Genomic DNA, 12,383 nt, shown 5'->3' on the forward strand with positions numbered 1-12,383 from the left:
AGGCCCGCCATGAAAGCGATCAACAAATGGCCGTACTTCTTCGCCCTGCCCTTCGTGCTGACGTATTTGGCCTTTCACCTGTATCCGACGATGTATTCGCTTGTCCTTAGCTTCTACGAGTGGAACGGAATAGGGGACAAAGCGTTCGTAGGGCTCCAAAATTACGTCAGGCTGCTCACGGACGATCCGCTCTTCTTCAAATCGCTCTACAACACGTTCGTCATTATGATCATGTCCATTCCGGCGACTCTCCTTCTGGGCGTCACCGTGGCTTATTTGACCTTCAACGCGGCGAAGGGCAGGCTGCTGCTGCAGACGGTCAACTTTCTGCCCTATATCACGACTCCGGTCGCGATCGGCTTTATCTTCTCCTTCATGTTCGATTGGCAGACCGGCTTCGTGAACGAAATGTTCATCCGGCTGGGCTTGCTGGACGAAGGCGTCTATTGGCTGCAGGAGCCGTGGTCGGCCAAGGCCGTCATCGCGCTCATGATTATGTGGAAGCACTTAGGCTACTTTATGATTATTTATTTGGCGGGGATGACGGCGATTTCGCAGGACATTTACGAGGCGGCCAAAATCGACGGCGCCGGGCCCCTGCAGCTGTTCGCCAAGATCACCGTTCCGCTGCTGCGGAATATTACCGTATTTCTGGTCGTGACTTCAATCATCAGCGGGCTGCAGCTGTTCGACGAGCCGAAGCTGCTGTACGGAGGCTGGTCCGGCTCGACCCAAATCGGCGGCCCCGACAATGCCGCGCTCACCGTCATCTGGAAATTCGTCGACGAATCGTTCATCTCGAATTCCAACTTCGGCTACAGCGCCGCCATCGCCTACTTGCTGTTCGTCATCATCATCCTGTTCTCGATCGTGAGCTACCGGCTGACCGCCGGGAAGGAGGAGAGCCGATGAGACGCCTGTCTTATGCGTTCCTGGCGCTGATCTCCGTCGTATCGCTGCTGCCGTTTTACTTGATGATGACGATGTCGACTTATTACACCGAGGACTTATTCAAAGGGCTTCCGCTCTGGCCGAGCGATTTCTTGCGGGAAAACCTGGCGACCGTGTTTCGATCGAACTTCGCGCAGGTGTACCTGAACAGCCTGACGGTGTCCGTGGCGGCCGTCGCAAGCTGCTTGCTCATCAGCGCCATGATCGGCTATGCGATCGCGAAGTTTCGGTTCCGGCTGCGAAGCGCGCTTCACTTCTTTATGATGATTACGATGATGGTCCCGACGCAGGTCGGGCTGATCGGGTACGTCATCGAGATGAAGGCGCTCGGGATGGGCAATACGCTGCTGCCCGTCATTCTCATATGGACGGCGTTTCCGTTCGGCGCGTTTTTCATGACCCAGTTCATCAAGGACACCGTGTCGCAAGAGCTGCTCGAATCCGCAAGGCTCGACGGCTGCTCGGAGCCCGGCATCTTCTTCCGGGTCGTGCTCCCGCTCGTTAAGCCGGGCTTGTCGACGCTTGCGATGCTCGTCTTCCTGTGGTCGTGGAACAGCTACCTGCTGCCGCTCGTCGTGATCAACAACCAGAAGTGGTATACGCTGCCGCTCTTCATCTCGAATCTGGGCATCGTCCACCGGACCGATTACGCGGCCATGATGACCGCCCTGTGCATGGCGGTCGTCCCGCTGCTCGTCATCTTCATCCTCGCTTCGAAGACGTTCATTAAAGGCATAACGGCCGGTTCCGTGAAAGGGTGACGCGTTGCGGCGCCAGCGGATCGCAAGCGGCCGTTAACCGTAAGCAGGACAAGGAGCATCTTGACGGGCAATGTCATTAAGTTAAGGTGTTGGCGCAACATCACAAAAAGAGCAGGTTATCGAAAGATAGCCCGCTCTTTTTTTGTGCGAAAAAGAGAAAAAAGGACTTGACATGTAAGTGAAAGTGTGTGGCGAAGCCCCTTGAAAAACGAGGAGGTTTTGCCAATGAATGAGTACGCGAATTCGCTAAAGCAAACGCTGACATCCCTCATAAGAGATATGTCAGCCGCGCCAGCGCCTTATGTCAAAAACCCTGAAACCGACTTTACCCGCAAGAAGAAGTTGCCCTTTGAAACGGTTATGCAACTCCTGATCTCCATGGGCGGCAACAGCATTTATAAGGAACTCCTGGAGTCACAGGGCTATGACGTAAATACCGCAACCACGTCTGCCTTTGTCCAGCAAAGGAATAAAATTCTGCCGTCTGCCGTGGAATTCTTGTTTCACGAATTTACAAAATCGTATACGGATCTCAAAGACTACCGAGGGTATCGATTACTTGCAGTTGACGGTTCGGACTTGCATATCGCAACGGACGCTACGGACACGGAAACCTACTTTCAAAGTCAACCGAACACGAAAGGCTATAACCTTTTGCATTTGAACGCAGCTTATGACTTATGCAACAGACTTTACGTTGATGCCATCGTTCAGCCGCGGAGGTTGTGCAACGAAGGAAGAGCACTGGCAGCTATGGTTGACCGTTCGCCCATCAAAGGCAAAACCATTGTCACTGCCGATCGAGGTTATGAAAGCTACAACAATTTTGCACATATTGAACGCAAAGGGTGGAATTTCGTCATACGGGTAAAGGATTTGGATTCCAACGGGATTCTTTCGGGCTTGCGTTTGCCTGCTGGCGGGGAGTTTGATATTGACGTTCGTCTGACACTTACCAAAAAACAAACCAAAGAGGTGAAGGCGCATCCCGAGATCTACAGGTTTGTTCCTTCCACGTCTACCTTTGATTTTTTGGATTTGCGCGAGAACTTGTTTTACCCGATTTCCTTTCGGGTGGTTCGTTTGGTCCTTCCTAATGGCGCTTATGAAACCGTCATTACGAACCTTTCTGCCGTTGATTTTCCACCCGCTGAAATCAGGTCCATCTATAACTTGCGCTGGGGTATTGAAACTTCTTTCAGGGCGTTAAAGTACACCGTCGGCTTGACAAATTTTCACGCAAAGAAGCAAGAGTCCATCATCCAGGAGATTTTCGCAAAAATGATCATGTACAACTTTGCTGAAATGATTACCTCGCACGTAGTCATTTCCCAAATGGATAAACGGCACCCCTACCAAGTCAACTTCACAGTTGCCGTTTACGTGTGTAGACAATTCCTGCGCTCCCGAGAGAATGAACCCCCGCCCGATGTTGAAGCGCTGATTCGCAAGAACATTTTGCCGATTCGACCCGTTCGCCCAGGGCAGAAGAATACGCGCAAAATTCGCTATAAATCAGCTGTTAGCTTCGTCTACAGAGTAGCATAAATCGTCTCCTATGAACATTTTTAAAGCGGATTTTCCATCCGCTTAGTTTGCTGTACTCATTTTTCCTTGTCTGCACGAAAAAACGAACGGCTCAGGGTTGCTCCCCATGCCGTTCGCAAACGATTTTTATTTCTGGTCTCCGATAAAGCGATTAACTTAATGACATTGTCTTGACGGGTGCTCTTTTTTTTGATGCCGTTAAGGAAATTAGACTATGGTCGGGTACGCAACCCAACCCGGGTTCGATTCGGGACTGGCCCGGAGCTGCTACACTTTACTTATCGGAGGTGTAGACCATGCATTGGTTAAAAAGATTCGATCATCGCGTGCTCGTCTGGTGCAACCGGACAATGAGCCATGCGGCGCTGGACCGGTTCTTCGGATTCATTACGCATATGGGCGGAGCCGCCTTTACGATAATTAGCGCATTAATGATCGCCGGGTTCGCCGCCGGCGATTGGAAGGGGGCCGGTTTGCAGTGCGCGCTGGCGCTGACCGTCAGCCATCTGATCGCCGTGCTGATCAAGAAGAAGGTGCGCCGATTGCGGCCGTTCCGCAGGCTGAGCGACGTGCGGGTCGGAAATTTTCCGCTGAAGGATTATTCGTTCCCGTCCGGCCATACGACGGCGATCTTCTCGATCGTGACGCCGCTTTTGTTCCTGGCGCCGCCTGCCGTGTCCATGCTGATGATCGCGCTTGCCGTCCTGGTCGGCGTATCGCGCATCTATTGGGGCTACCACTATCCGACGGATTGCGCGGCAGGCGGGGCGATCGGGATCGCGACCGGCATCGCGGTCGCCGCGTTCCTGACGATTTGAGCGGGAGCGGCTCCCGCAAGGAATCGGTGCGAAGGACTATTGAGGAATAGCGGCGGCCGTCGCCGCCTATGTCCAGGACCGGTCCCCGGACATATACTTCTCGGTCAATACCGTGAGCAGCTGAATGCCGACCTCGTTCTCCCCGCCTTCGGGGATGATGATGTCGGCGTATTTTTTGGAAGGCTCGATGAACGCTTCGTGCATCGGCTTGACCGTCTTCAAATATTGTTCGTGAATCGATTGGATCGTCCGGCCTCGTTCCTCGATGTCCCGCAGCACCCGGCGGAGGATGCGCACGTCAGGATCGGTGTCGACGAACACTTTAATGTCGAGCAGCTCCCGCACATTCTCGTCGGACTGCACGTGCAGCCCTTCGAGGATGACGATGTTGTTCGGCGGCAGCGTTACGCTCTCCGCCTTGGAGCGGGCGTACGCGGCGAAATCGTAGACCGGCGCGCAGGCGGCTTGCCCTTCCTTGAGCCGGCGCAGATCCGCGACGAGGAGCTCGTTGTCGAAGGCGAGCGGATGATCGTAATTGATGAGCTCGCGTTCGGCCAGGCTGAGGGTCAGGTCTTCCTTATAATAATTATCCTAGGAGATGAACGTGACTTTGTCCGGCCCGAGACGGTCGATGACGGCGCGGGCGACCGTCGTTTTGCCGGAGCCGGTCCCTCCGGCGATTCCGATGATGAGCATAAGTAGGTTAAGCCTCCTGCGGGGTTACTCGTTGCAATTCCAGTATTGTAGCATAGCGCTGCCATTTATTCATCTCTCCCCGGCGTTGAGCCCGATCGGCGCATTCGCCGCACGCATAGAGCGGCCATAATGCCTGCACATTTGCAGGTCCCGGCATGATACGCGCTGCCTGGAACAGATCACGCGCCGGCTGAGGCGAGACGCATCATCCGCTCTAGAGGGCATTCCCCTTTTGCATTTGCTATATTCACATCAATGAGGTGGCAACATGCCACTCTTATTATACTTAAATGCACAGCGCCAATGCCGTTCCCGGCAGCTCATAGCGGCATATAGACTCGACCGTCAACATACTTTCCATCCAGAACGACAAACTTTGATTCATTCTCATCGGCATGCGCAGTCGACGGATTCAGAAGCAAGGCAGTGCCAAGAAATCCGGCTATGATTTTTAACATGTTCATAACACCTCCGTGATGTCTGTAACGGCAAGTTTAAGGGCCACTTTTGCGGGATGGCCCTTTCCTCGATTCGCTTTGATCACGCTTTGCAGGTTCTTACTTGGATTCAATGCGACCTAACGAATTGGCGCCCTCCTCCAGAGCCTTCAGGGCTGCCAGCCAGCTGGAATCGTCGAGATTGAGCGCATCGCGAAGGTAAGACCACGTGAGCTGCCGGAGCAAAGCAACTCGTTCGGGATTCTCGTCCGTCGTCTCCGCGACGTTGAACCCGGCAATTCCACCAAGAGAATGTTCTGCCCCAAAGAGGGTGAGCAGGCTCTTGCTGCCCGGACTCAGGAAATAGGGGTCTGTGAACCAATCCGGCCCCCGAGTGGACAGCAGGGATTGGTCACGATCCCCCGCGACCACAAGAGTCGGCGTCCTCATATCGGAGAAGCTCGGGTTCATAAATGGGAAGTGCTCTGCCGCGAACGGACTCAAGTCAGCTCCACCCAGGCCAGTCGTGGAAAGCAATACACCCGCCTTGATCCGCGGGTCGGACATGTCCTCTCCCGGTTCTCCATTGGCATCGAGGACACGCGCTCCGAGCAGCATGCTCACCGTTTGGCCTCCCCAGGAGTGTCCGGCTGCGGCGATGCGGCTCCGATCGAGACGCCCGCCGAGGCTTGGAACGGAAGCTTCAATGAGATCGAGATGGTCAAGGATGAGCTTCAGGTCCTCGACTCGGAAACGCCAGATCTGCGGTGTACGGGGATCGTCAGGAGGAAGATTCAACGTCCTCGAGTCGAGATGGGTAGGTTGAATGACCGCGAAGCCGTGTGCAGCCCAGTAGTCGACTAACGGACCGTAGCCGTCCAACGACCAACCAAATCCATGCGAGAAAATAATAATAGGCAATCGGCTACCCGTCGCTGGCACTGATACCCGCACTTGCAAATCCTCGCCGCGGTCCGGGGCTGACAGTACTACCGGCTTTACCGAGACGACCGGAGTAGACGTACTTACGTTCATTTCCATAATAGATGTTCCTTTCTTGGTCTTTTCAATATTAGAACAGGTTGATGTGTCAACCTCAAGTAACTGTAGCATATTGTAGTTGACACGTCAACCGTGTTAAAATGTTCCCATGGATAAGAGCAAACTAAACGAAGAAGAAATTCAATTATGGTATATGTGGAAAGGCTCCTTTCACAGCATCTTCGGTCGAATAATAAAAGAGATGTCGGAGCACACCGGACTTTCAGAGGGCGATTATGGGGTATTGGATCGGTTAGACCTTTTGGGGGAGGGCAACCTTCGCCAACAGGACTTAGGCGTCTCGATGGACTGGGATAAGAGTCGATTGTCACATCATCTGACGAGAATGGAAAAGCGCGGGCTCGTGTTGAGGAAATCATTGGATAAAGATCGTGGCGTACAAGTCATCATCACTTCCGCTGGAAAATCAGCATTGGATGATGCACGTCCCATAGTCGCAAAGGCGATACGCAAGCATTTCTTAGATCAATTAACCGATCAAGACATTGAGTCGATTACGAAGCTAGCAGAAAGAACAAAAAAAGGGTCTACAGCGTCTAGTAATGCCCTGACGCCATGACCACGTTTTTTGAAGCAGATTATGTTGAACGTTTATTAAACCGGCCCCTTCCACCAAAACGACGGAGGGGCTTTTGCTTCAGCAAGCAAAAGTCCCCTCAAGGTACCCCATCGTTCTGTGCTCCAAAAAGCAAGAAGCAGCCCGTTTGCACAGACTCTTCCGCTGAGTATGATCTATCCCAAACCGAAGCCTCGGGAATTTCCCAAAACCTTTCCGTTACTTATGATACGGTTCCCCGAGGCTAATCTTCATCATAACAGACTGAACATTTCGAATAAGATAAACAGGAGTTTCTCCTGTTTTTATCTGGTATTTGTACAGCTCTTGCGCCATCGATGAGGCGGCTGGACGGAATGCCTGCGTATGTGCAGGCATTCCGGGACATGAGCCCTCTATTGCCCGTATCGAACGCCAAAAGATGCATTTTCGCATGCATTTGCTTCGCAGCACGCATGAAGCGACCAAACGCCTGCACATTCGCAGGCCCTGGCATGTGACGCGCTGCCTTGAGGCGGATCGCGCGGCGGCTTAGGCGCCGCGTGCGGTCGCTATGCTTTCCGGCCCGAGATGCCGTGCATCAGCAAATCCAGCGTGCGGTCGATTTCCTCATCGTCGTCGAAGGGGAAGTCCGGCGCCAGAATGACATGGAAAATGATCATGCCGATGAACATGCTGGCGGCGGAGCGGACGATGCGCCAGGGCGGCGCTTCGATCAGCTGGCCCTGGTTCTGGAAATGCTCCACGACCCTCTTCATGCGCGCCGCGACAATCTCCGTCAGCATCGCCTTCATCTGCTCCATCAGCTCCGGCTGGAAGGGCACCTCATGAATGAGGATTCTGATCAGCTTCTCGTTGTTGCGCGCGAACCGGAGCCTGTCGCGGGCGACCGAACGGAAGAAGTCGTCCGCCTTCTCGTACGGGAGATCGATGACCTTGGCGAAGTCGCGGGCCAGGAACGGGGCGACCAGCTTGGATGCGATCGGCCCGGCGATGGACAGCAGCAAATCCTTCTTCGTCTTATAGTGGCGGAAGATCGTGCCCTCCGCGACGCCGGCCTTCTGCGCGATTTCGCTCGTGGACGTGGCGGCGAAGCCCTTCTCCGCAAAAATTTCGATCGCGGCCTCCAATATTTTGGCCTGTTTATCGGTTTTCTTCTTCTCGTCACCTTCGGTGAGCCGGATAAGCTCCTCCAGCCATTGTTCCTTCCGCTCCGACATGGAGGCCTATCCCCTTTCCCTTGCAAAAAGCGTATCTTGCAATAGAGTACTATATTTTCCGATGCTTGCGCAACGCGAGCACGTTGGCCGCCATGAAGACGAGAGTGAGCGCCAGCAGGACGCCTATGTCGGGCGCGATCGCGCTCCAGCCCTCGCCGCGGATCATGACGCCGCGCAGCGCGTCCGCGCCGTACTTCAGCGGCGTAATGTAGGAGAGCCAGCGAAGCCATGGCGATATGCTCTCCAGATCGAACAAGCCGGAGAAGAACACCTGCGGCACGATGACGAGCGGAATGAACTGGATCATTTGAAATTCGGTGTTCGCGAACGCGGACAGAAACGTCCCGAAGCTGAGCGCGGTGAGCGACAGGAGCAGCATAATGAGCAGCACGCAGCCGAAGGAGCCCGCCATCAGGCTTCCCAGCACGCCGATCGTATAGCCCGCGATCAGCGCCGCCTGGATGCTCGTGAAGATGCCGAAGCCGATCATGTAGCCGGCCACGATCTCCCAGCGGCGCAGCGGCGTGGCGAGCAGACGCTCCAGCGTGCCGCTCGTGCGCTCCTTCAGGAAGGAGACGCCCGCGATGAGGAAGACGAAGAAGAACGCGAACAAGCCGATCAGGACGGGACCGAAGTTGTCGAAGGAGGACATGTCCTCGGAGCCGTGCAAATATTCGATGACCGGCGCCTGCGCGGCGCCGGCCGGACTTCCGCCCGGACCCTGCTGCGCTTGCATGGCTTTCTGAACCGCCGCCATGACGGCGCGGTTCCTGGCGGGGTCGCTGCCTTCGAGCTTCACGGCCGGAGCGGCGCCGTCCAGCCGGATGATCGCGTCGACTTCCCGTTCGGCCAGCGCTTCCTCGGCTTCCGCTTCCGAGTCGTAGGCCGTCACGTCCGCGCCGTTCTCGCCCAGCGTCTGCGACACGGCCTCGGGAAGCTGCACGGTGCCGATCTTGGGCTCGTACGTATCGCCGTTGAATACGAGGTACATGAGCGACAGCACGAGCAGCGGCGCGACGATCAATAACGCCATCGAACGTTTGTCGTGAAGGAATTGCCGGACGATCCGGATGACGAGGGCTCGGATTCTCATGCGCGCGCACCTCCGTAGTACAGGAACGCTTCCTCGATCGTGGCGCTGCCGGTCCGCGACTTGAGCTCCTCGGGCGAGCCGGACGCGATCAGGCGCCCGTCACGCAACATGCCGAGCCGGTCGCACTTGTCGGCTTCGTCCATGACGTGGGTCGTCACGAGGATCGTCGTCCCTTGCCGGCTCAAGCTTTGCAGCTCATCCCAAATGGACTTGCGCAGCACGGGATCGATGCCGACGGTCGGTTCATCCAGAATAAGCACCTCGGGCTCGTGAAGCAGCGCGATGGCCAGCGACAGGCGGCGCTTCATGCCGCCGGAATAGGCGCCTACGGAGCGCTCCATGTGGTCCGTCAGGTTGACGAGCGCCATGACCTCGTGCATCCGCTGCTTCAGCCGGCTGCCGCGGAGGCCGAAGAGCGCGCCGAAAAATTCAAGGTTCTCCTTGGCGGTAAGCTCGGCGTACAAGGCGTCGGACTGCGCCATATAGCCGATCCGGACCATCATCGCAAGCTTCGGCATGGGCGTGCCAAGCACCTCGATCTGCCCGCTCGTCGCCTCGTCGATGCCGGCGATCAATTTGACGAACGTCGTCTTGCCCGAGCCCGACGGCCCGAGAAGGCCGAATATCCCGCCCTTGGCGACGTCGAGGCTGATGTCGTGCAGGACCTTTTTGTCGTCGAATTTACGGATGACGTCGCGGGCTCGAACGCAAATTTCGCTGGCTGCTGCCATCGTATTCACCCCTCCAAAATAAAAGTGAGTACTTACTCACGATCTTGTGATACGCTCACTATACGCCCGATTCGCCTATCCGTCAAGCGAGTAATCACTCGCTTTTACGGAGACGGGAACGGAAGGCCCGGCGGCGCATGAAAAGGAATACCGCTTCCCTGCTAGGATATCCTATGGTAACATGATGAAAGCGCAAACATATCCATGCCGGCCAGGCTACATCGTTTCTTGTCAAGGAGGCGCGCATGAAGAACAAAACTTGGTTTTACCGTCAGCTGTTGGCGTATATTCCGCCCTTTTTTACCGTGATCACGTTTATTTTCTTTATTTTTTTTCATACGCTCAGCGAACAAAGCCGGAAAGAAGCCGTTAAAGCGAACGAAACATTGCTGGTGCAGGCGATGGGCTCCATTGATTCCTCGTTAAAGACGATCGAAGAGTCGCTGATTACGGAGCTGTTGAAGAATGAAGACCTCTCCGCTTTTTATAACGGCGGCAAGCAGGACGATTATTATTTAAATATTCGCGTCGTTAACTTTATGAGAGACTTTATGGCGTCTCATCCGATTGTAGATTCCATCTATCTTGTCCGGAATCGCGACGAGTTCGTTTTAAGCAACTCTATGAACAATAGCTTAAGGGAGTATATGGATTATTCCTTTATCGAGCCCTATCTGAATCAGGCGGGAACTCGCTGGACGGGCTCCAGATCCTTTCAAGAATTTGAAATTATCGAGCCCCGGCAGGTTGCGACGCTTGTGTTGAAGGCGCCGTTCGTAAGGAACGGGGAAGGTTTTTTTGTCGTTAATGTTTCGCCCGGCAAGATGAAGCGTCTTGTCGATAACATGTTTTCCGCGAATATTAGCTTTTTACGGGTATTGGACTCGAGAAATCACAATATTTTTTCGGTTTATGACGATGGGACGGAGAAGGAAAAAGTCGTCTCTCACGTATCTTCCCCATTAACCGGATGGAAATATGAAAGCGGTCTCGTGCACGGAACGCTCGCCAATCTTGCCTATCAATTGCATAGTACATGGTTCTTTATCGGGTTTCTAATGGTTGTTGCCGGCGTTCTATGGATGGTATTCGTGACAAAGAGAAGCTACAAACCGATCGAGCAGATCGTTTCCCAAATCCAGAAGTTTTCCCAAACAAAGGCGAGCGCGCTGCTGAAGAAAAACCGCCAAGATGAATTTGCCTTTATCGAATCGGCGCTGAATGACATGCTGGCGCAGTCCAACAGCTTTCAGCAGCGATACCGGGAGGATCTGCATCTCAAAAAGGCCTACTTATTCCAACAGCTGCTGGACGGACAATATCCTCAAAGCTTAACCCAGTGGGAATCCCAGAGGGAAATGATGCAGTTGAACGACCTGGATAAACGTCAGGTCGTCTGTGCCGTAGAGATCGACGATTACGGTCAATTTTTAAGCAAATATACGCATCAGGATCAATATTTATTGAAATTCGCGATCAAAAGCGTCATTCAAGAAACCGCGCAGAAGTGCGGCGGGAACCTTTGGGCCGAGTGGATTTTCAGCTCTAAGCTGGGCATTCTGCTTCAAATTGAGGATGGCCAAGACCCGGAACGAGTCGAGATGAACATTCTGGAGAACGCCCGCGCCTGGATTGAGCAGAATCTGAAGCTGACCATTACGATAGGAGTCGGCGAGCCTGTAAAGGGCCATGCTCTCATCCCGGAATCGTATGCGCACGCCCTGCATGCTTTGAAATATAAGATGACCCTTGGCGACAATAAAGTGATTTTTTATTCCCGGATGGTTCGGGAAGAACATGAGAAATCTTTCGATTATTTTCAACTGGTCCATTCCATGGCGCAGTCCTTCCGGCTCTCCCGGGAGGATTGGCGGAATCAGTATGACACCGTCATGCGCAGTATCGGACAAGATGTGTGGAACCGGGATAACGTTCTAAGCATAGCCGATTATATGATTTATTCCATCGGACGGGAAATGGGCCTTATGCCCAAGGAGTTTCAGGAGCTATGGACCGGCGTGGGGCAGCAGTCTTTAGAAGAGGCGCTGCGATCGTCGGAAACGCTGGACCGGTTGGATTCTCGTTTCAAAGAAGCGCTGGGCAAGCTGTTTGAACGGATGCGTCACCTCCAAGAACAACGGGGCAGCTCCGACAAGATTAGAGAGATCCGAGAGTATATGGAACGGGAGTATCGGAATCCCGATCTGTCCTTGGATTATCTGAGCGACCGCTTCCATATCAATTCGAAGTCTCTCAGCAAGCTGTTTAAGGAGGAAACCGGGCAAAAGTTCGTCGATTATCTCATTGAACTCCGAATCCGAAGCAGCCAAAAATTGCTTGAACGGACAAATCGGCCCATTGCCGAAATTGCGGAAGAAGTCGGTTATACGAACGTCATTTCTTTTGGCCGAATGTTCAAAAAGATCGTAAATCTATCCCCGGGAGAGTACCGGGAACATGCCGGAAAATAGATGAAATTACCAAGCCCAGCATGGCGGAAGCCTTGCTGG

Annotated in this window: 10 protein-coding genes and 1 pseudogene; 6 read left to right on the forward strand and 5 right to left on the reverse strand. The window is 54.0% G+C overall.

The genetic code is table 11. The annotated features are described in order from the left end of the window. The first annotated feature begins 9 nt into the window (after positions 1 to 9). The 4 genes from IDH41_RS19825 to IDH41_RS19840 all read left to right on the forward strand — a co-directional run bounded on the left by IDH41_RS19825 (position 10) and on the right by IDH41_RS19840 (position 4,078). Positions 10 to 912, forward strand: a complete 903-nt coding sequence (locus IDH41_RS19825) for a carbohydrate ABC transporter permease (RefSeq protein ID WP_190864096.1) — start codon at positions 10 to 12, stop codon at positions 910 to 912. Beyond that, entirely contained in the window at positions 909 to 1,712 is an 804-nt protein-coding gene (locus tag IDH41_RS19830) for a carbohydrate ABC transporter permease (RefSeq protein WP_190864098.1), read from the forward strand. Before IDH41_RS19825 ends, IDH41_RS19830 begins: the two co-directional genes overlap by 4 nt. Before the next feature lie 225 nt (positions 1,713 to 1,937). After that, positions 1,938 to 3,260 carry an IS4 family transposase gene (locus IDH41_RS19835; RefSeq protein ID WP_190864100.1) on the forward strand — a complete coding sequence of 441 codons (1,323 nt, stop codon included), beginning with the start codon at positions 1,938 to 1,940 and terminating at the stop codon, positions 3,258 to 3,260. A 296-nt stretch (positions 3,261 to 3,556) separates the two neighbouring features. Continuing rightward, complete coding sequence (locus IDH41_RS19840; protein ID WP_190864101.1) at positions 3,557 to 4,078, forward strand: phosphatase PAP2 family protein; 522 nt, start codon at positions 3,557 to 3,559, stop codon at positions 4,076 to 4,078. Positions 4,079 to 4,144: 66 nt separating this feature from the next. On the opposite strand, the pseudogene udk reads toward IDH41_RS19840, so the two are convergent. Further along, positions 4,145 to 4,774: pseudogene (udk, locus tag IDH41_RS19845) on the reverse strand (uridine kinase). Positions 4,775 to 5,331: 557 nt separating this feature from the next. Further along, the gene (locus tag IDH41_RS19850) at positions 5,332 to 6,252 is read right to left on the reverse strand and encodes an alpha/beta hydrolase family protein (RefSeq protein WP_190864103.1); all 921 of its coding nucleotides are present in this window, start codon (positions 6,250 to 6,252) and stop codon (positions 5,332 to 5,334) included. 109 nt (positions 6,253 to 6,361) lie between these two features. On the opposite strand from IDH41_RS19850, the gene IDH41_RS19855 reads away from it, so the two are divergent. Beyond that, complete coding sequence (locus tag IDH41_RS19855; RefSeq protein WP_190864105.1) at positions 6,362 to 6,832, forward strand: MarR family winged helix-turn-helix transcriptional regulator; 471 nt, start codon at positions 6,362 to 6,364, stop codon at positions 6,830 to 6,832. A gap of 548 nt (positions 6,833 to 7,380) precedes the next feature. Here the strand turns inward: IDH41_RS19855 and IDH41_RS19860 are convergent. The 3 genes from IDH41_RS19860 to IDH41_RS19870 are packed head-to-tail and all read right to left on the reverse strand — an operon-like array spanning position 7,381 to position 9,873. After that, positions 7,381 to 8,049, reverse strand: a complete 669-nt coding sequence (locus tag IDH41_RS19860) for a TetR/AcrR family transcriptional regulator (RefSeq protein ID WP_190864107.1) — start codon at positions 8,047 to 8,049, stop codon at positions 7,381 to 7,383. Between the two features lie 49 nt (positions 8,050 to 8,098). After that, positions 8,099 to 9,142, reverse strand: a complete 1,044-nt coding sequence (locus tag IDH41_RS19865; protein ID WP_190864109.1) for an ABC transporter permease — start codon at positions 9,140 to 9,142, stop codon at positions 8,099 to 8,101. Then, positions 9,139 to 9,873: an ABC transporter ATP-binding protein gene (locus IDH41_RS19870; protein WP_190864111.1), complete on the reverse strand. Its 735-nt coding sequence runs from the start codon at positions 9,871 to 9,873 to the stop codon at positions 9,139 to 9,141. The genes IDH41_RS19865 and IDH41_RS19870 overlap by 4 nt, the downstream gene beginning before the upstream one ends. A gap of 245 nt (positions 9,874 to 10,118) precedes the next feature. On the opposite strand from IDH41_RS19870, the gene IDH41_RS19875 reads away from it, so the two are divergent. Further along, entirely contained in the window at positions 10,119 to 12,344 is a 2,226-nt protein-coding gene (locus IDH41_RS19875) for a helix-turn-helix domain-containing protein (RefSeq protein WP_190864113.1), read from the forward strand. Positions 12,345 to 12,383: the final 39 nt, after the last annotated feature.

The organism is Paenibacillus arenilitoris, assembly GCF_014705655.1.
Classification (GTDB): Bacteria; Bacillota; Bacilli; order Paenibacillales; family Paenibacillaceae; genus Pristimantibacillus; species Pristimantibacillus arenilitoris.

Bases quoted from the DNA above. Each gene is read 5' to 3' on its own strand.
- IDH41_RS19825 (WP_190864096.1), top strand. From the start codon at position 10: ATGAAAGCGATCAACAAATGGCCGTACTTCTTCGCCCTGCCCTTCGTG.
- IDH41_RS19830 (WP_190864098.1), top strand. From the start codon at position 909: ATGAGACGCCTGTCTTATGCGTTCCTGGCGCTGATCTCCGTCGTATCG.
- IDH41_RS19835 (WP_190864100.1), top strand. From the start codon at position 1,938: ATGAATGAGTACGCGAATTCGCTAAAGCAAACGCTGACATCCCTCATA.
- IDH41_RS19840 (WP_190864101.1), top strand. From the start codon at position 3,557: ATGCATTGGTTAAAAAGATTCGATCATCGCGTGCTCGTCTGGTGCAAC.
- IDH41_RS19850 (WP_190864103.1), bottom strand. From the start codon at position 6,252: ATGGAAATGAACGTAAGTACGTCTACTCCGGTCGTCTCGGTAAAGCCG.
- IDH41_RS19855 (WP_190864105.1), top strand. From the start codon at position 6,362: ATGGATAAGAGCAAACTAAACGAAGAAGAAATTCAATTATGGTATATG.
- IDH41_RS19860 (WP_190864107.1), bottom strand. From the start codon at position 8,049: ATGTCGGAGCGGAAGGAACAATGGCTGGAGGAGCTTATCCGGCTCACC.
- IDH41_RS19865 (WP_190864109.1), bottom strand. From the start codon at position 9,142: ATGAGAATCCGAGCCCTCGTCATCCGGATCGTCCGGCAATTCCTTCAC.
- IDH41_RS19870 (WP_190864111.1), bottom strand. From the start codon at position 9,873: ATGGCAGCAGCCAGCGAAATTTGCGTTCGAGCCCGCGACGTCATCCGT.
- IDH41_RS19875 (WP_190864113.1), top strand. From the start codon at position 10,119: ATGAAGAACAAAACTTGGTTTTACCGTCAGCTGTTGGCGTATATTCCG.